Genomic DNA, 18658 nt, shown 5'->3' with positions numbered 1-18658 from the left:
TTATAGAAAAAAAATCCCAAAGACTATAAACGCTTTGGGATTATTTGGTTGAAAAGTTTTAAGTAAATTAAACCATCTCACCAATAACGTTTACGACAATAACCGCATCTACGTCAGCGTGTAAGTGTAAAGATACTTCATATTCACCAACTGCTTTAAGCGAACCTTGAGGTAGGCGAACTTGCTGTTTAGTAACATCAAACCCAGCTTCAGAAAGTGCAGAAGCGATATCCATAGAAGTAACTGATCCGAATAAACGTCCATCAACGCCAGCTTTTTGAGGCATTTCTAAACGATAGCCGTTTAATTTTTCGCCTAATGATTGAGCTTGAGCAAGACGTTCAGCTTGTTGTTTTTCAAGTTCAGCACGACGAGTTTCAAATTCAGCAATAGCCTCTTTTGTAGCTCTGCGAGCTTTATGTTGAGGGATTAAATAGTTACGTGCATAACCATCACGAACCTTTACTACCTCGCCTAAATCACCTAATTTACCGATTTTTTCTAAAAGAATAACTTGCATTTGAGGACTCCTTATTGGTGATTATCGGTGTATGGAAGCAAAGCTAAAAAACGAGCACGTTTGATAGCTGTGTCAAGTTGACGTTGGTAGTTTGCTTTTGTACCAGTAAGACGTGCAGGAATAATTTTTCCTGTCTCTGTAATGAAATCTTTAAGTGTGTCGATATCTTTATAATCAATTTCATCAACGCCTGCAGCTGTGAAGCGGCAGAATTTACGGCGTTTAAATAAAGGGTTCTGCTGAGTAAATTTGCTGCGTTTTTCTTTACCTTTTTTCATGAAAGCCATGATATTTCCTTTCTCTTAAGAATGTAGTCCTAACTACATCCAATTAAATTTTCTTAAATGACTGAATCAGTAATCGAAGTTTGCTTGAATTTTTTCTAGTCTCACTCAAAAATCCAGTTACTTCCAATTTAGTTCCTATAGTAATTTTTGAAATCTCTTCAGCTAATGAATTACTAGCTTGAGCCATGATTTTGAAATTCAACTTTCTTTTACTATGCTTTAAATCTAATTCAGAACTGTGTTCTAAAATCAAATCTAAAATCGGAACTTGGGCTGGAGAATATCTAATCTCTGAAGCCTCAACAATCACTCCATCGAGGCGAACAATATTCAAGCGATTTCCCCAAACTACTCTTTTGTATCCTCTTCAGAATTAGAATCAGAATCAGAATTCGCATCCGAATCTGAATCTTCTACTGATTCCTGGTTATCTGAATCAGATTCTTCAGAAACATTACTTGGTTTAGGATTATTTCTCTCTTCAGCTGAAGCAGCTTTACGAGATTCTTCACGTTCAGTAGACTTCATCATAATAGATGGCTCAGTCACTGCAGCTTTTTGCTTAATAACAAGGTGACGAAGGATCGCATCGTTATAACGGAAATTATTTTCTAGTTCATCAAGAGTTTCTTGATTACACTCTATATTTAAGCACACATAGTGAGCTTTAACTAATTTTTGAATTGGGTAAGCCAAAATACGACGACCCCAATCCTCTGAACGATGCACCTGTCCGCCATTAGACTTAATTAGTGTGGTGTAACGCTCAGTCATAGCTGGCACCTGTTCGCTTTGATCAGGGTGCACTATATATACGACTTCATAGTGACGCATAAAATTTATAACTCCTTTTTTGGATTAAAGCCCGTATAAATCATATGTACCCTACATAAATTTATATCGAGCAAAAGAAAAGCGTATATTTTAGTATAAATTATCGTTTTAAATCAATAGCTTTTTAAAATTTTGTAGCTTTTATAAATCGCCCGCATTTATAGACATTTGAGCGAAAGCAGAGTGGTTATGAATAGATTCGAAATTTTCAACTTGTATATCAAATCTTCCATTTCCCTGCATAGATTTTAGAGCTCGAGCCACATCTCGTATTAAATCTTCCACAAACTTAGGATTATCGTAAGAGTGCTCAGTAACGAATTTCTCGTCCGATCTCTTAAGCAATCCCCAAAGTGGGCTTGATGACTGCCCCTCTACAATAGCAATAACACTCTCCCACTTTTCGCATAAATCTCCGTACAAAGTTACCGTTATATGCGATCTTTGATTATGAGCCCCGTAATCAGAAATCTCCTTAGAACATGGACATAGGCTCATGACAGGGATTAAAATTTCAACAGATAAACCATATGAGTTTTTGGATTTTTCATAAGACACCCCCCACTTAACCGCATATTCCATCAAGCTTAAAACCTTAGATATAGGTGCCTCTTTTTGCACAAAAAAAGTAAATTGCGTTTCAATAAATCCCCTATCAGCCTCAAGCAAATCCGTCATTTCGCTGCATAGAGTTTTAAATTCAGAAAGCGTAAACGTATGGTCCTTATGCGTTTGTAGAAGATTTACAAACCTTGACATATGAGTGCCCTTTTTATTTTCTGGCAATGTCACCGCTAATGACCATTCCCCTATAGTAGAGATACTCCCTTCTTGGCTCAATAATTTAAAGGGATATTTAATACGTCGTATACCTACTTTTTGTATAACTAAATTGCGTTCATCATCCCGATTTTGAACATCAGGAATAGCATTTTGCTCATCAACTATCATGAAATTTTTGATTCAAATTCTTTTATAGATTTTAGAATACCAGCTGCGTCAAGACCCGCCTCAATCATTAATTGCTTTTGATCGCCGTGATCTATAAAACGATCAGGAAGTCCAAGCTGAAGAAGTGGGATTTTACAGGCTTTTGACGTAAGATACTCATTCACAGCACTACCAGCCCCGCCTGATACAACACCCTCCTCGACAGTAACAAATGCCTTATGATTTGCAAGAAGATTATCGATTAAATCTGTATCTAGTGGTTTAACAAATCGCATATCAACCACGGTGTAAGTGTCGTTTACTTTAAGTGCCTCATGCACTAGCGGGCCAAAACATAAAATCGCTACTTCACTACCCTCTCTTTTAACTACACCTTTTCCAATACTAACTGTATCTAATGATTTTGCGACTTCACTGCCAATACCAGTTCCTCGTGGGTATCTAATGGCTGCTGGACCTTTATGCATATAGCAGCTTGATAAAAGCAAACGACATTCAGCCTCATCAGATGGAGTGGCAATGACTAAGTTAGGCAAACAACGCATAAATGCTATATCAAAAACTCCCGCATGAGTTGCTCCATCCGCACCCACTATCCCAGCTCTATCAACAGCAATTGTGACATCCAAATTTTGCAATACCACGTCGTGAATTAATTGGTCGTATGCTCTTTGAAGAAAAGTAGAATAAATAGCTACTACCGGCTTATATCCTAAACACGCTAATCCACCAGCAAATGTCACCGCATGCTGTTCTGCAATACCTACATCAAAATAACGCTCTGGGAAAAGTTGCTCAAATTTTACGAGCCCACTACCTTCTCTCATAGCAGGTGTGATGGCTATAAGTTTAGAGTCAGCAGCTGCTTGATAACATACCCAATCGCTAAAAATATCAGAAAAATTTAAAGCTTTTTTTGAGGGTTTTAAAATACCGATGGTCCTATCAAATTTACCTGGGCCATGATAGAGTATGGGGTCATTTTCAGCTAATTTATATCCGTAACCTTTTTTAGTTACCACATGTAAAAATTGAAGTCCGCCTAGTTCTTTTAGATTTCTTAGTGTGGGTAATAAAGCCCCTAAATCATGTCCATCAATAGGACCAGAGTAATTAAATCCAAATTCCTCAAACCATGTTGCAGGGCTAATTATTCCCTTAGCGTGACCCTTGAGTTTTCTAGCCAAATCTAGAACAGGACTAGGGAGACGCTCCAACATTGCTTTGCCGAAATCGTGAGCATCACGAGCTAAAGAACCAGATAATAGACGCGTTAAGTATTTGTTTAATGCTCCTACTGGCGGCGAAATAGACATATCGTTATCGTTTAAGATGACAATTAGATTAATACCCTCAACGGAAGCAGAATTATTCAGAGCCTCGAAGGCCATGCCCGCACTCATAGCCCCATCTCCTATCACTGCAATATGTTGACGCTCCTCATTATCTAAGTGGGAGGCTATAGCCATGCCCAAGGCTGCAGATATCGAAGTTGAAGAGTGGGCTGTTCCAAAAGCATCATATTCTGATTCATCACGTTTTGGAAATCCAGAGAGACCTTTTGCTTGTCGTAAGGTTGACATGCGATCTCGACGTCCAGTGAGAATCTTATGCGTATAGGCTTGATGTCCAACATCCCAAATCAATTTATCGTCTGGAGTATTAAAAATATAGTGTAAAGCAACAGTAAGCTCAACAGTACCAAGGTTAGAAGATAGATGACCACCAGTTTTAGAAACAGACTCTAAGATAAATTCCCGCAATTCAGAACACAACTCTGGCAATTGATCTACGTCAAGTTTCCGTAGATCTTCCGGATAATTTATAGATTTTAGAATCGGGTCTGATGTGGTCATCTTCTTAGAAATTTCTCAAAATAATGTAGTGGGCTAAATCTTTAAGCCTGTCTGAATTTGGAATACTAGCGAGAGCCTCGATAGCTTTTTCATAAAGTTCAGTAGCATATTCTCTGGCTTTCGATAAACCCAAAATCGTTACATAAGTAGGTTTATTGTTCTGCTCGTCCTTTCCAGCAGTTTTTCCTAGTGTATCACTGTCTTGCGTTACATCTAAAATATCATCCACTACTTGGTAGGCAATGCCTATGTGCTCAGCATATTTATTTAGACTCTCACTGAAACCGTGTTTATCCCTAAATAGTGCAATAACCATAGTTAAACATGACTTAATAAGGGCACCAGTTTTTCTACTATGCATATCTTTCAAATCTTCTATTTTAAGAAGATTAGAAACATTTAATATATCTATAACTTGGCCTCCCACCATGCCCGAAGCACCTGTGGCATTAAGAAGCTCTAAAGAACAATTAACCTTTATTTCAGCTTCTATAGAAGAACTTAGAAGATGCTCATGAGCTAGTGGCTGTAGTGCATCAGCAGCCAACAATGCCATAGCTTCACCGTATTTAATATGACATGTTGGTCTACCGCGTCTTAGATCATCATCATCCATACAAGGCAAATCATCATGTACCAAGGAGTATGCATGAATTAGTTCTATTGCACTAACTATATGCGATAAATAATCGCTTTCAGTCTCATCAATATCCTTTAGGTAAATTTCGGAAGTAGCATACACCAAAGCAGCTCTGAGTCTTTTTCCTGGTCCTAATGAAGCATACTTCATAACCTCTAAAAGTTCTGAAGGTACATCAGAGAGAGATGCAAATAATTTTTCTAGATTAGAATTTGAAATTTTAACGACTGATTCGAGCCATTCATCAAAATTCTTAATATCTTGAAGCTTGTTCATTCAATTGGAAAAGTGTTTTGTTCCAAAGGTTTTTTAGTGCCGTCCTCTTGCATCACGGTAATTTGAGCTTGAGCAGCATCGAGTTTAGATTTGCAAAAATTAGCAAGATCTAAACCTCTTTTATATTTATTCATCGAATCTTCTAAAGACAGTTTGTTGTTTTGCATATCAGAAACAATACTCTCAAGTTCACTGATAGCGTCTTCAAAATTGCTAGGAGTTTCAAATTCATTATTTGTCATAGCTGCCTCCAAGAAGTAAACGTATATTTTAATATAAAATACTATTTCATTTGGTCCACTCAACATGACCCTTGGTGATGAGTGGTTTCTAGTTTATTTAAATCGGGGGGAACCGAAATGTCCGTAAAGGAAACAAACTTTTCATCTGGCGAAACAACACTACCAGTAGCCGCTTACTTCGATGAAAATCACTTTGCTCTAGAAATGGAGCGAATCTTTAAAAATTCTTCAATATATGTTACCCATGAGAAAACAGTACCTGAATTAGGGGACTGGTATACATTGCCACAAGATAAAGCTGGGCGTGTTCTTGTACATAATGAAAGTGGCCCTCAACTACTTTCAAATGTTTGCAGACATCGTCAAGCATTAATGCTTGGAGGGCGTGCGGGTAATGTTAGTGACCCTAACTTATCTCGTGGAAATCTTTCGGAAACGGGAGGAAATATTGTGTGCCCGCTTCATAGATGGACTTACGACTCTAAGGGCGAACAGATTGCTGCACCACATTTTCCAGAGAATCCCTGTAAGAACTTAACTCCTTTTAATCTTTCAAATTGTCATGGTCTTTTATTTGAAGGTGCACGGGATGCAGCCTCTGATATGAAGGCTTTATTTGAAATTGCGGAATTTGATTTCTCTGAATATGTGTTCGATAAGGCCATTGTCCATGAATGTAATTACAACTGGAAAACTTTTATTGAAGTTTATCTAGAAGACTACCATGTTGAGCCTTTTCACCCAGGATTAGGAAAGTTTGTAAGCTGTTCGGATTTGAAGTGGGATTTTTCGGATTGGTATAGTTCTCAAAGAGTTGGAGTTCATCAAGCTCTAGCGAATCCTGGTAGCCCAACATATCAAAAGTGGCATGATGCACTTTTAAATTATCGTCAAGGTGAAACTCCTAATTTTGGTGCTGTATGGGTAACCTATTTCCCTACGCATATGATTGAGCTTTACCCTCATGTTTTAGTTCTCTCTACCCTTTATCCACAAGGTCCTCAGAAAACTTTAAATGTTGTTGAATTCTATTATCCAGAAGAAATAGTAGCTTTTGAAAGAGAGTTTATTGAAGCACAGCAAGCTGCTTATATGGAAACGGCTATAGAAGACGATGAAATTGCTGAAAGAATGGATCAAGGACGTCTTTCTTTGATGAACAGAGGCGTGGATGAATACGGTCCATATCAATCACCATTTGAGGATGGTATGGAACATTTCCATGCTTGGTATCGAAAAATGATGAAATAAACATTTAAGGGCACCAATCACTGAGTGCCCTTTTTTTGCTTATAAAAAAATTATCTCTCAATAATTTTTAGCTTGATAGGCTTAAGACCAAAACGCTCCAGTGCCTCATTAGACGGCAATAATCCTCCATCCACATATGCACTGCCTTCACCAATCATGGTCAATGTCATATGAGATAATGGAGCTAAATCCCCAGATGCACCTACAGAGCCCTTTTCAGTAATGTCGGGGATAATATCATTATTAATCAATGCCAAAAGACAATCTATAACCTCTCGACGTACACCCGATACACCTTGAGCAAGACTAGCTACTTTCATAACCATAATAAGCCGAACAACATCTTCAGGTAATGAAGGGCCAGTGCCAACCGAATGCGATAGAATCAGATTTCTTTGCAAAGTCTCTATATCAGTATCTTCAATTTTAATATTTGCTCTTAGAAACCTTTTTCAATTTGTATATACAATCAAAAATTTAACATAATTATTTATTTGTCTATAATCATTGCTCTTGGGTGAAACCCCAATCTTAGTTAATATTTTCAATGATAGAATTTAATCGTTTTAATTACGGAGTAACATTTTGACGCAAGATACATTGCCTGAATACAAAAAAATTAAAAACTATATAGTGGAACAAATTCATACTGGTGTTTGGCTAATGGATCAATTAATACCAAGCGAACATGAGTTAGCTCAATTGTTTAATGTATCGCGTATGACAGTTAATCGAGCCGTTACTGAACTTACGGCCGAAGGTGTATTAACGCGAAGACGTGGAGCTGGCACATATGTTGCTCAGAAAAAATTTAGTAATGTTTTCGTTACTTTAAGAAATATTAGGGCTGACATTGAGGCTACTGGACGTTTTTATTCGGCGATATTGGTCCGCAAAGGTCGAATAGAGCATAAAAAGCTTCCTGAGGAAGCCATTCATGTTTTTTTCGAATGTCAAAATTTATTTTGTATAGAGATGCTTCATATGGCTGATGGCATTCCAGTTCAATACGAAAGGCGTTTTGTCGACTTAAATTTAATTCCTTCATTTGAAGTGCAAGATTTCTTAACTATAAGTCCTAGTCAATATTTAATTAAGAATTCACCATTAGAAAATGGTCACTACAAAATAAATGCTTATCGTTGTCCTAGAGATATTGCTTTGCAACTCAAAATGAACGAGTCCGATCCAGCTTTAGTTCTCACCAGATATACGTACTCAAATGAAATGCCACTCACATATGTTGAGATGTGGCATAACGGAGATAAATTCTGTTTCGATGGTGATTTAAATTAATCTGATTTAGTAACCACAGGATTTTCTGGATACGTTATCCACTCGCTCCAAGAACCTGCATACAAGCCACTTCCAGTTAATCCCGCCTCTTCCATGGCAAACAAATTTAAGCAGGCTGTAATACCCGAACCACATTGATGAACAATTTTTGATGGGTCAGTATTTATTTTTTTAAATATACCCTCTAATTCACCTTTTTCCTTTAAAACACCTAAGTCTTCTAGATTCAATTCCACAGAATGATTTAATGCACCAGGAATATGTCCAGCCACGGGATCCATAGGTTCAAATTCACCCTTATATCTTCCCTCTACACGGGCATCAAGTAGATCAAATTTTTTATCCTTAAGATTATTTTGTACCTCCTGCATAGTTACAAGACGAACTAGGGAGTCTCTAGGAGCCCATTCCTCAACAGGTTTATAAGATTCAATATTTTGCGAAGTAGGATATCCCAATTCCACCCACGCATCATAACCGCCTGATAAAATCTTAACATTGCTCATGCCAAGCCATCTGAGCATCCACCACATATGTGTAGCGAACATTAATACACCATTATCGTAGGCTATAACTTCATCATCAAAAGCAATTCCATTTCTGGCTAAAAATTTTGCGAATTGATTCCTATCTGGCAATGGATGCCTGCCCGAATGCTTTGTTTTAGGACCGCATAAATCAATTTCATGGTCAAAAAATATCGACCCAGGAATATGGGATTTTTCGTATACTTTACGTCCCCAAGAATGGTCATTTAAATCATGTCTAACGTCTAAAATCCTAACTGAATCTAACTTATCTTTTAGCTTTTCTGGGGATATCAAGTATGTCATTAGTGCTTCCTGTCGTGCATTCGATGAGGATGAGGAGGATGATGGTGATGATGGTAATGTCTAACAATATACTTCCATCTAACTCTTAAAGCACGTGCTTGATCTATAACAACTACTAGCACGCCTGCGACAATAACAAGCAACATACCAACCCATGACAACAAGTCTGGTATGGTATTCCAAATAATGATTCCTAAGATAGCCGAGAATATAATTGTAGAGTATTGGAGAACGGCTGAAACTATTGGCGAACCAGCACCAAAGGCTTGAGTTAAGGCTAATTGACCCCCAAGACCAGACACCCCAACCAAAAGCAAAATCATCCAAGATCTAATATCTAAGGTTGCAAATTCATTATAGTCAACTGCAATTAAGCCAGTTAAACTCATCATAATGGAAAAATAAAATACGGTTCTCCAAACAGGTTCACCTGTCGCACCTAAAGACCTAACTTGCAACATAGCAAATGCTGCCAGAATCCCACTTCCCAAACCAAAAGCAGCTCCGAGATACTGATCATGTCCAATACTAGGCCTTAGTATTAATAAAATACCAAAAAACCCAACGACTAAAGAGCCTAATTTTCCCCAATTAGCATGTTTGCGCCAAGTAATTAAAACAAGATAGAGGCCTAAAAATAAAGATGAGGAATAGTTCAAACTGGTACTAGTTGCAAGTGGCAATAAATTCAATGCATTGAAATTAAGCCACATCGACGTAGTTCCGAGTACATTCCTTTTTATATGTAAGCCAAGGTATTTAGTTTTAAGAGATTTGTGGGTTAGTATCACCCACACAAAAATGATAATAAATGAAGGCATTCCTCTGAACACAACAATCATAGGAGTACTCATACCAAAATCATAAGAGATTTTGATCGTTGCCCCCATAATAGCAAACATTATGCTCGCAAGTAACATCCAGAAAGACTGCATATTCTTGTAAATAATAAAAAAAATTCTATTTAGTATAATTTAATAGATTTTATTTCATCAAGACATTTCCACCCTCTACAGGATATTTTAATGAAAAGCTTCCTTTTATTGGCTATTACTAACTTAGCTGTAGTAGCCCTACTAATGATTATGTTTTTTCTATTGTCACCATTTCTTGAACAATATGGAATCACATCAAACGAAACTGTTACATTAGGCATTTTTTCTCTAATCTTCGGTTTTACTGGTTCTTTCATTTCACTTCTTTTAAGTAAAACTGTTGCTAAAACCACTATGGGTTTACAGATGATTGACCCTAATGCTCCACGCAACGAAGCAGAAAGATGGATCTTAAATACTACTTACAAATTAGCTGACGCTGCTAATGTAAAACGCCCTGAAGTTGGAATTTTCCAAGGTGCACCAAATGCATTTGCAACTGGTCCTAGCAAAAATAACTCATTGGTAGCCGTGTCTACAGGTCTTTTGCAAAGCATGAATAAAGATGAAGTTGAAGCAGTTATTGGCCACGAAATGTCTCATATTAAAAATGGGGATATGGTCACTATGACTCTTCTTCAAGGTGTATTAAACACATTTGTTATTTTCTTATCTCGTTTAATTGGCAGAGCAGTTGCTAGAGATAATCGCGGAGGTGGATTTATGTACTTCGGCGTTTATTTTGTATTGCAGACCTTTCTCGGAGGCATTGCCACTTTAATTATCTGTTGGTACTCTCGTCGAAGAGAATTCAGGGCTGATAGTGGTTCTGCTGACTTACTTCAAAATAATCAGTCTATGATTGATGCTTTAAGTGTTTTAGGTGGCTTAAAAGATTCAGCAAAATTACCTAGTGGATTTGCTGCTTTCGGAATCTGTTTTGGGGGCGTATTATCTACACACCCTCCTATCGAAAAACGTATAGCTAGTCTTCAAAATTGGAAGGCGAATCCTAAAAACTTCGAAAGACCTCAGGTTACTCAAACTCAAGTTTCACAATCCAAAAATAAACCACTAAATAAAGACTTTGATAGGTCAGGATTTTTTAAATAAATAAAGGCCCACTCAATGGGCCTTTTTCAATTTACGTAAGGTGAAGGAAATTAATGTGCTTCATCCCAATTTTCCCCTACACTTACTTCCGCTATTAACGGCACACTCAAATCGGCTACATCCTGCATTAATTGCGGTAATTTCTCTTTAATTAAATCGATTTCTGTTTCATGAGTTTCAATAATCAACTCATCGTGCACTTGCAAAATCAATCTTGATTTTAGATTTTCAGATTTAAGCCAATCATGTACAGCCACCATAGCCATTTTGATAATATCGGCCGCACTGCCTTGAACAGGTGCATTTATTGCTACTCTTTCTATAGCCGATCTTTGAGCACCTTTAGAGTTTTCAATGCCATGCAGATAGATACGTCTTCCATAGATCGTCTCTACAAATCCATCATTTAACGCTTTAAGTTTTATATTATCCATAAAGTGCTTTACGTTAGGGTAACGGTCGAAATAAGTCATGATATAGTTTTGTGCCGTCATGCGATCAATTCCGAGATTATTACTTAAAGCAAAAGCACCCATGCCATAAATCAATCCAAAATTAATAGCCTTAGCCGCTCTCCTTTGACTATCCTGAACTTCCTCAATAGGTACACCAAAAACTTCAGATGCAGTAGATCTGTGAATATCCAAGCCTTTTTTAAATGCCTTTTTCATCCCGTCATCATCTGAGATATGAGCCATAAGTCGCAACTCTACTTGCGAATAATCTGCAGATACGAGTTTAAAACCATCTTGTGCGATAAAAGCCTGTCGCACCATACGTCCATCATCATTTCTAACAGGAATATTTTGTAAATTCGGGTCAAAAGAGGATAACCTTCCAGAAATCACAGTTGTTTGCGAGAACACAGTATGCACGCGGTTTGTCTTTTTTGATACCATAGTCGGCAACTTGTCCGTATATGTCGATTTAAGCTTAGACAAACTGCGATAATCAAGCAAATGAACAGCAATAGGGTGGTCCAGTGCTAGCTTTTGAAGCGTATCTTCATCGGTCGATCCAATATCTCTTTTTGTTTTACGTTGTGCTTCAAGTTTTAATTTATTAAATAAAATTTCACTTAACTGCTTTGGAGAATTAATATTAAATTCTTCACCAGCCAATTCATATATTTTTCCTTCCAGTTCCTTAAGACGTTCAGAAATACCTTCTGACTGATTAAGCAATTTTTTAGAATCAATTCGTACACCAGCTCTTTCCATATCAAATAAAACTGGCAATACTTTCATCTCCAAATCATATATAAATTGCAAACCCTCTGATATATCTAATAGAGGTTTAATCACACTTAGCAAGTGAAAAGTAAAATCCGCATCCTCACATGCATACTGAGTCGCTTTATCCAACGGCACATAGTCAAAAGTTATGGCCTTAGCCCCTTTTCCACAAATATCCTCATAGCTATACCCCTTTCTGCTCAGATATTTCTCTGCCAAAGCCTCCAAACCTACTTTCTGATTTGTATCGATTACATAAGCCAATACCATAGTATCGTGCTTAATACCACGCAGCGATATACCTTCGTTTGCGAACACATGCATATCATATTTTGCATTTTGAAGAATCTTATTTTGCTTTTCTGACTCAAGCCACGGCCTCAAAGCATCTAAAACTTCAGCTTTATCAAGCTGCTTTATGCCAAGCTCATTTTGATGTGCCACGGGTATATACCAAGCCTTGCCGATCTCTGTTGATAGACTGATACCAACAAGCCTAGCTTGCATTTGATCTAGACTATTTGTCTCCGTATCAATTGCAACTAAATCCGCCTTCTGAATATTTTCAATACACTCAGCTAATGCCTCTTTTGTATCTACTAACTTATAGTTAGTTTCTATATTTTCTATGGTGGCAATGCCCTCGCCTTCTCCACCCATATCATTTTCTTCATTAGAGAGCTCATCTATCCGCTCTAAGTCTTTTAAAAATGTTTTAAAACCATATCGCGTATATATCTCCTTAAGAACAGCATAATCCTTATCTTTAGGTAGCAAATCATCCATCGATGAAACCCACTGACTAATATCGCAATCATTTTTGATGGTTACTAATTTTCTAGTCAATTCAAATTGCGGACTAGCTTCTTTTAAATTTTGAGCAACCTTACCTTTAAGTGAGTCAATATTTTGTAGAAGATTCTCCAATGTGCCATATTCTTGTAGCCATTTGCTTGCAGTTTTAGGGCCCACCTTATCTACGCCTGGAATATTATCCGAGTTATCACCCATAAGCATTAAATAATCAATTATTTGCTCTGGATAGACACCATACTTTTCCAAAACTCCGTTTCTATCTAGGATTTCCTCTTTTCCAGTAATAATTTCAACATTACTATTTACGAGTTGAGCGATATCCTTATCCCCAGTAGCGATTACTGTTTTAATCTGATTTTTTGTGGCGTAGTCCGCTAAGGTGGCAATGATATCGTCAGCCTCCACCCCCGATTGCATTATAATATTGCATCCTAGAGCATCTATAGCTTGATGAACTGACTCAATTTGATCTCTTAAGTCATCTGGCATAGCAGGTCGATGAGCTTTATATTCTTTATATAAGTCGTGCCTAAATGTTTTACCTGGTGCATCAAAAACGCATGCTATAAAATCAGGTTTAGTTATTATTTGCGTACGTTTCATCATATTAATTAAGCCAAAAATTGCTCCTGAAGGCTCACCATCAGGGCTACGCAAGTTTGGCATCGCGAAATGAGCTCTATACAAAAAACTAGAACCATCTACTAATAACAAGGTTTTCTTCATGGTCGAATTAAGATCTAAAACTATACAAGGTCAAATTACAGAGATTGCTGGTGAACTTCAAGATGCAGCATCTCATCTAAAAAATGTAACTCAAGCACTAAGTATCTTTGGTAGTGCTCGTATAAAACAAGATGATCCACTTTATGCACTAACAACTGATATTAGCAGAAAGTTAGCTTCTGCTGGTTTTACTATTATCTCAGGTGGTGGACCTGGGATAATGGAAGCCGCTAACAGAGGTGCACATGAAGTTAATGGTCATAGTATCGGATTAAATATTAAATTACCGCATGAAACGACCAATAATCCATATCAATCTCAAAGCATTTATTTTAAATATTTTGTCTCTAGAAAAACCACTTTTTTTATGAATAGCTGGGCATACATAATTATGCCAGGCGGATTCGGCACTATGGATGAATTATTTGAAGCCCTAACTTTAGTGCAGACAGGCAAAGCAAATAAAGCACCCATTATTTTAGTTGGAAGTGAATTCTGGTCAGGATTATTAGATTTCATTAAAAATGGACAGCTTGCAAATGGTTATATTTCACCCAAAGATTTAGATCTAATTTCCGTTACGGATGATGCAGATGAAGTGCTTAAGATAGTTACTGAATATTATGCTAAAAACCATCAGAATCCACACTGTTTAGGACTCTGTTAATATGCCAGAACTTCCAGAAGTAGAAGTCACAAAACAAGATATGAACGATATGATTTTGGGAAGCGATAATAGCCCAAAATCGAAGACAATTGCGTATGCATTGCCATATACAAAAGAGTTTTACTCTGCCAAAACAAATCCAAAAAATAACAAAAGAGATTTTATTGCTCAAATATTAGACTACGAAAACAGACGCAAACTTTTATCTGGTGCTCAGATTTTATCAATTGAAAGAATCGCCAAATTTATAATTATTAGCACAAATATTGGTTTGCATATTATTGTCCATCTAGGCATGTCAGCGACAATTTACCCTATCATTGCCACAGAAAACGATAAGGAACTGATTGCTTTGGGCAGAGGACTTGATTTTCTCTCTTTATTAAATACATCAACAGACAGAGTATTTGCAAAACATCATCACACTGGATTTTTGCTTGAAGATGGTCGCGTATTCTTATTTCACGATGTACGAAGATTTGGAGAATGGGCTATTTTAAATGATCAAGAATTAGCCGACTTCAAGAATAGTTTTATATCATCTTGGGATCCGCACTTATCTGACTTTGACCCCAAATCTCTTATAAATTTTATTCAGAATCATCCAATTCAAACGACAAAAAAATGGGTAAATTCGAAAATGAATTTACTAGCTTTTATAGGAAAGTCGGGAGCTATTAAGGGATGCGGGGCGATTTATTCTCGAGAGGTTATATACGAATCTGGCATCGATCCAAGCACACCAATTTGTTTATTAAAAAACAAAGATTGGACAAAGATTGCTAAAGCTATGCGTAATGTACTTAGTGAATCAATTATGGACGGTGGGACTGCATTTAATACGAAAGAGAGTGATAGAGCAGATCTCGTGAGAGCTAGAGGTGATTTTGTAAGACCTAGCGGTGTCCTAAGCCGATATCAAGAGAAGCTTAAATCTTATAAAAAGAAACACTAAGCTTTAGGTTCTACAAATGGTTTTTTAGGATTGAAGATTTTAAATTTAGGTTTTTTCGCTTCTGATGGTCTACATCTAAGGTGAACATATTTTCCTCGACGGCCAGTATCGATAACAGTTCCATTATATTTTTTAGAACAAATATTCTTAAATTCTTCAATTTTCTTAGGACATCCATCACCTGAGGTGCAATTGTAGGTGAAGTGAACATCAGTCTCTTCATATATGGCACCAGAACATGCTGATAGCCCTATAATGGCAAAAGACAGAATCAAGAAATGCAAATTTCTCATAATGCGTTTAACTTCTCTAAATCAATATATGCATCCTTTTCTAAACAAGGCTCGATATATTGCTTAACTTTCGATATATCAGTGGATTTTACTCTTTGAATAACCTCGATAAAGTTGTTTGGATGCATGGAGAAATTTCTTAATCCCAAACCAAGCAAAAGGCTAGTAAAAATTGAGTCTCCTGCCATCTCACCGCACATATGAACAGGTTTTTTAAATTTATCAGATGCATCGATAATCATTTTGATTAGTTTAATTACTGCAGGATGTGAAGGCTCAAATAAACTAGCCACAGAATCATTAATCCTATCAACTGCTAATGCATATTGAATTAAATCATTTGTACCAATAGACACAAAATCAAGCTCTTTAAGAAAAGGTGCAATAGCTATAGCCATGGCAGGAATTTCAACCATGGCACCAAGTTCAATCTTAGTTGAATTGGATCGATTATCAAATTGAATAGAATCCTGACATTTCTCAAGCAAGGCCTTAACTTGTGCAACTTGGTCTACATGCGAAATCATAGGTAATAAGATACGCAAGCGACCGTATTTAGAAGCTCTCACTAAAGCATTTAGTTGAGTAATAAAGATTTCAGAATTCAACAAACAATAACGAATAGCTCTCAAACCAAGAGCAGGATTTACTTCTGTATTGGTGGCGTTCTTAAAGAGCTTATCATTTCCGATATCAAGAGTGCGGATAGTAACTGGCAATGGATTCATAGTCTCTAGAACATGCTTATACGCCTCAAACTGCTCATCCTCAGTCGGTAGCTCATCCCTATTCATAAATAAGAATTCTGTTCTAAAGAGCCCTACTCCACGAGCTCCAGACTTGCTAGCAAACTCCACTTCAGAAGGATGCTTGATATTAGCCTCTAAATTTACAGCAACACCATCTTTAGTAAGTGGGACTTTCGGCACTGAAGCCATCAATTTATTTTGAGCTAATTTTTGTTCAGACTGCTTTTTCTTATATTGGCTTAATATTTTGTGAGATGGATTTACTATGACTAGACCTTGATCTCCATCCACAATAAGCAAATCCATTGGATTTACAAGCTCTCTGACATTTTTCATTCCAACTACTGCAGGTAATCTCATACTTCTTGCGACAATGGAAGAATGAGATGTAGGTCCACCTAAATCCGATATAAAGGCTCCAAATTTTTGATTTCCAAGATCAAGCAAATCAGCTGGACTTATATCCGTAGCCACAAGAATAAAGCTGTCAGACTTATTAGAAATTTTAGGTAGATAACGTGCACTATTTCCAGATAGATGCGAAACAACTCTTTCAATCACCTGTTGAATATCGGATAGACGCTCTTTTAAATACGTATCTTCAATGGTTTCAAATTGTTTTTCTATTTTTTTGCCGTAACTAACAAGTGCCCACTGTGCATTGTATAAATTAGATTTAATTATTTCCTTAGTTTCCGAGCAAAGAGAAGTGTCAGAAGCCAATAAACTATGTACTTCAAGAAGTGGTCCGATTTCTTTTGGTGCATCTGGTGGCAATGCATCCTTTAATGCACGCAATTCTTTAGATACCGCTTTTAGTGAATTTTCAAGGCGAATGCACTCGCTACTTATCTCTGACTCTGTAATATGTGAGAAATTTGATTCATTAAATTCAGAGCCTAAGAGCAAGGCTTTACCGATGGCAATGCCCTTGGATACTCCTTTACCGTAAAGTGCAATAACGGCAGTACTTCGCATATTTTATTTATCTCACTCTTCTTCGCCAAACTTAGAGTCAAACAACTCCTTTATAGCTTCTAAAGCCTCTTCTGAATCGTCACCATTTGCATTTAATATAACGGTTGAACCTTTTCCAGCTGCTAGCAACATAACGCCCATAATACTTTTTGCGTTAACTTTTTGATTGCCTTTAGATATTGATATTTCGCTTTTAAATTTAGATGCAAGCTGAGTTAATTTTGATGCGGCTCTTGCGTGCAATCCGAGTTTGTTAGATATAACTACTTCAACTTGTGTCATAACATGAACCTCAACTCTCAGCTATATCGTTCACTTCCGAGTCAAGTTTCATACACTTTCTTCCCGAAAGAATTATCTTTTGTTTCAGCTCATTAAATGGCAAAGAATGACTTCGTAATGCAGTCAACAAAATGCCCATATTAATGCCAGAAATCAAGTCTGATTGAACACCTTTTTTTTGTAATTTCTCTAAGACACTTTTAGAAATATTGTATGGAGTAGCACCTATTAAATCGGTAAGTATCAGCACACTTTGCTTCTCTTCAATTGTGCCTAAGATTTCATCAAAAATTTGATTCGCTATTCTTTCAGGCTCTACATCTGCAACAATGTCATACCCAAGAAATTTTGTATTATTCTCTCCAATATGTTCTATAACCTCTAAATAGGCTTTATGCATAGGACTATGAACACAAAGAACAACGAATGTATCTGGTGAATTTGATATCATTTATTTAGCTTTTTTATTAGGGGCCACGACCATAACCATCTGTCTGCCCTCAAATTTAGGCATTGATTCAACGGTAATTAAATCGCCTAAATCCTCTCTAACTCGCTCCAAAACCTTCATACCAAGGTCCTGATGTGTCATCTCACGACCCCTAAATCTTAAAGTAACCTTGGCTTTATCGCCGTCTTCAATAAATCTTTTGAGACTTCTAAGTTTTACTTGATAATCACCTTCGTCTGTTCCAGGTCTGAATTTAATTTCCTTAACCTGTACAATCTTTTGTTTTGATTTTGCTTCCTGAAGACGCTTTTGCTCTTGATATTTGAATTTTCCGTAGTCCATTAGTCGACAAACAGGAACTTCAGCGTTAGGTGCAATTTCAACTAGGTCAGTATCTTCTTCTTCGGCTTTAGCTAAAGCAGCTTTCAGTGGGACAATACCTAATTGCTCCCCATCTAAACCTATGAGACGCACTTCTTTGGCGTTAATTTCGCCATTAATGTTGTGGGTTTTTCCAGTAGCTATGTTAGAA

General features: G+C 37.0%; 21 protein-coding genes and 1 pseudogene. 5 read left to right on the top strand and 17 right to left on the bottom strand.

The annotated features are described in order from the left end of the window. Positions 1-67 precede the first annotated feature (67 nt). The 8 genes and pseudogenes from rplI to xseB all read right to left on the bottom strand — a co-directional run bounded on the left by rplI (position 68) and on the right by xseB (position 5606). The gene (rplI, locus tag T432_RS0105905; RefSeq protein ID WP_028884549.1) at positions 68-520 is read right to left on the bottom strand and encodes a 50S ribosomal protein L9; all 453 of its coding nucleotides are present in this window, start codon (positions 518-520) and stop codon (positions 68-70) included. Between the two features lie 11 nt (positions 521-531). Beyond that, entirely contained in the window at positions 532-807 is a 276-nt protein-coding gene (rpsR, locus tag T432_RS0105900) for a 30S ribosomal protein S18 (protein WP_013521272.1), read from the bottom strand. 43 nt (positions 808-850) lie between these two features. Continuing rightward, positions 851-1141: a primosomal replication protein N gene (priB, locus tag T432_RS0105895; protein ID WP_014111764.1), complete on the bottom strand. Its 291-nt coding sequence runs from the start codon at positions 1139-1141 to the stop codon at positions 851-853. A 152-nt stretch (positions 1142-1293) separates the two neighbouring features. Then, positions 1294-1641, bottom strand: a pseudogene (gene rpsF / locus T432_RS0105890) (30S ribosomal protein S6); the annotation flags it as partial. Between the two features lie 141 nt (positions 1642-1782). After that, on the bottom strand, positions 1783-2592 hold the full coding sequence (gene folE2, locus T432_RS0105885; RefSeq protein WP_028884548.1) for a GTP cyclohydrolase FolE2: 810 nt from the start codon (positions 2590-2592) through the stop codon (positions 1783-1785). Next, on the bottom strand, positions 2589-4448 hold the full coding sequence (gene dxs, locus T432_RS0105880) for a 1-deoxy-D-xylulose-5-phosphate synthase (protein WP_028884547.1): 1860 nt from the start codon (positions 4446-4448) through the stop codon (positions 2589-2591). Before dxs ends, folE2 begins: the two co-directional genes overlap by 4 nt. A gap of 4 nt (positions 4449-4452) precedes the next feature. Then, positions 4453-5364, bottom strand: a complete 912-nt coding sequence (locus T432_RS0105875; RefSeq protein WP_014111768.1) for a polyprenyl synthetase family protein — start codon at positions 5362-5364, stop codon at positions 4453-4455. Further along, positions 5361-5606: an exodeoxyribonuclease VII small subunit gene (gene xseB / locus T432_RS0105870; protein ID WP_028884546.1), complete on the bottom strand. Its 246-nt coding sequence runs from the start codon at positions 5604-5606 to the stop codon at positions 5361-5363. Before xseB ends, T432_RS0105875 begins: the two co-directional genes overlap by 4 nt. A gap of 117 nt (positions 5607-5723) precedes the next feature. On the opposite strand from xseB, the gene T432_RS0105865 reads away from it, so the two are divergent. Beyond that, positions 5724-6857 carry an aromatic ring-hydroxylating oxygenase subunit alpha gene (locus tag T432_RS0105865; protein WP_028884545.1) on the top strand — a complete coding sequence of 378 codons (1134 nt, stop codon included), beginning with the start codon at positions 5724-5726 and terminating at the stop codon, positions 6855-6857. Positions 6858-6907: 50 nt separating this feature from the next. On the opposite strand, the gene T432_RS0105860 is transcribed toward T432_RS0105865, so the two are convergent. After that, a complete protein-coding gene (locus T432_RS0105860) occupies positions 6908-7282 on the bottom strand; it encodes an aromatic amino acid lyase (protein WP_439645523.1) in 375 nt (124 codons plus the stop codon). A 160-nt stretch (positions 7283-7442) separates the two neighbouring features. Between T432_RS0105860 and hutC the strand changes: the two genes are divergently transcribed. Continuing rightward, on the top strand, positions 7443-8153 hold the full coding sequence (hutC, locus tag T432_RS0105855) for a histidine utilization transcriptional repressor HutC (protein WP_015551250.1): 711 nt from the start codon (positions 7443-7445) through the stop codon (positions 8151-8153). Here the strand turns inward: hutC and T432_RS0105850 are convergent. Further along, positions 8150-8986, bottom strand: coding sequence for a sulfurtransferase (locus tag T432_RS0105850; RefSeq protein WP_028884543.1), 837 nt, complete (start codon positions 8984-8986; stop codon positions 8150-8152). The two genes, hutC and T432_RS0105850, sit on opposite strands and share 4 nt — an antisense overlap. Then, complete coding sequence (locus tag T432_RS0105845) at positions 8986-9921, bottom strand: DMT family transporter (protein WP_248646289.1); 936 nt, start codon at positions 9919-9921, stop codon at positions 8986-8988. The genes T432_RS0105850 and T432_RS0105845 overlap by 1 nt, the downstream gene beginning before the upstream one ends. Before the next feature lie 90 nt (positions 9922-10011). Between T432_RS0105845 and htpX the strand changes: the two genes are divergently transcribed. Further along, positions 10012-10974: a protease HtpX gene (gene htpX / locus T432_RS0105840; RefSeq protein WP_028884541.1), complete on the top strand. Its 963-nt coding sequence runs from the start codon at positions 10012-10014 to the stop codon at positions 10972-10974. 50 nt (positions 10975-11024) lie between these two features. Here the strand turns inward: htpX and polA are convergent, their stop codons facing one another. Further along, a complete protein-coding gene (gene polA, locus T432_RS0105835; RefSeq protein WP_028884540.1) occupies positions 11025-13751 on the bottom strand; it encodes a DNA polymerase I in 2727 nt (908 codons plus the stop codon). On the opposite strand from polA, the gene T432_RS0105830 reads away from it, so the two are divergent. Together T432_RS0105830 and T432_RS0105825 are read left to right on the top strand one after the other, a co-directional pair. Next, a complete protein-coding gene (locus T432_RS0105830) occupies positions 13750-14418 on the top strand; it encodes an LOG family protein (RefSeq protein ID WP_028884539.1) in 669 nt (222 codons plus the stop codon). The genes polA and T432_RS0105830 overlap by 2 nt on opposite strands. Position 14419: 1 nt before the next feature. Continuing rightward, complete coding sequence (locus T432_RS0105825) at positions 14420-15373, top strand: DNA-formamidopyrimidine glycosylase family protein (RefSeq protein WP_028884538.1); 954 nt, start codon at positions 14420-14422, stop codon at positions 15371-15373. Here the strand turns inward: T432_RS0105825 and T432_RS0105820 are convergent. From T432_RS0105820 to infC, 5 genes are read right to left on the bottom strand one after another with little or no spacing between them, the layout of a single operon-like run. Next, on the bottom strand, positions 15370-15666 hold the full coding sequence (locus T432_RS0105820; protein ID WP_028884537.1) for a hypothetical protein: 297 nt from the start codon (positions 15664-15666) through the stop codon (positions 15370-15372). The two genes, T432_RS0105825 and T432_RS0105820, sit on opposite strands and share 4 nt — an antisense overlap. Then, positions 15663-17393, bottom strand: coding sequence for a phosphoenolpyruvate--protein phosphotransferase (gene ptsP / locus T432_RS0105815; protein WP_028884536.1), 1731 nt, complete (start codon positions 17391-17393; stop codon positions 15663-15665). Before ptsP ends, T432_RS0105820 begins: the two co-directional genes overlap by 4 nt. Positions 17394-17405: 12 nt before the next feature. Further along, positions 17406-17675 carry an HPr family phosphocarrier protein gene (locus tag T432_RS0105810; protein ID WP_014111781.1) on the bottom strand — a complete coding sequence of 90 codons (270 nt, stop codon included), beginning with the start codon at positions 17673-17675 and terminating at the stop codon, positions 17406-17408. Between the two features lie 10 nt (positions 17676-17685). Beyond that, on the bottom strand, positions 17686-18126 hold the full coding sequence (locus tag T432_RS0105805; RefSeq protein WP_028884535.1) for a PTS sugar transporter subunit IIA: 441 nt from the start codon (positions 18124-18126) through the stop codon (positions 17686-17688). Further along, positions 18127-18651 carry a translation initiation factor IF-3 gene (gene infC / locus T432_RS0105800; RefSeq protein ID WP_081462462.1) on the bottom strand — a complete coding sequence of 175 codons (525 nt, stop codon included), beginning with the start codon at positions 18649-18651 and terminating at the stop codon, positions 18127-18129. Between the last annotated feature and the right edge of the window lie 7 nt (positions 18652-18658).

The sequence above is a fragment of the Taylorella asinigenitalis ATCC 700933 genome, from assembly GCF_000687755.1.
Taxonomy (GTDB): Bacteria; Pseudomonadota; Gammaproteobacteria; order Burkholderiales; family Burkholderiaceae_B; genus Taylorella; species Taylorella asinigenitalis.
This window is presented reverse-complemented; position numbering and strand designations above follow the sequence as displayed.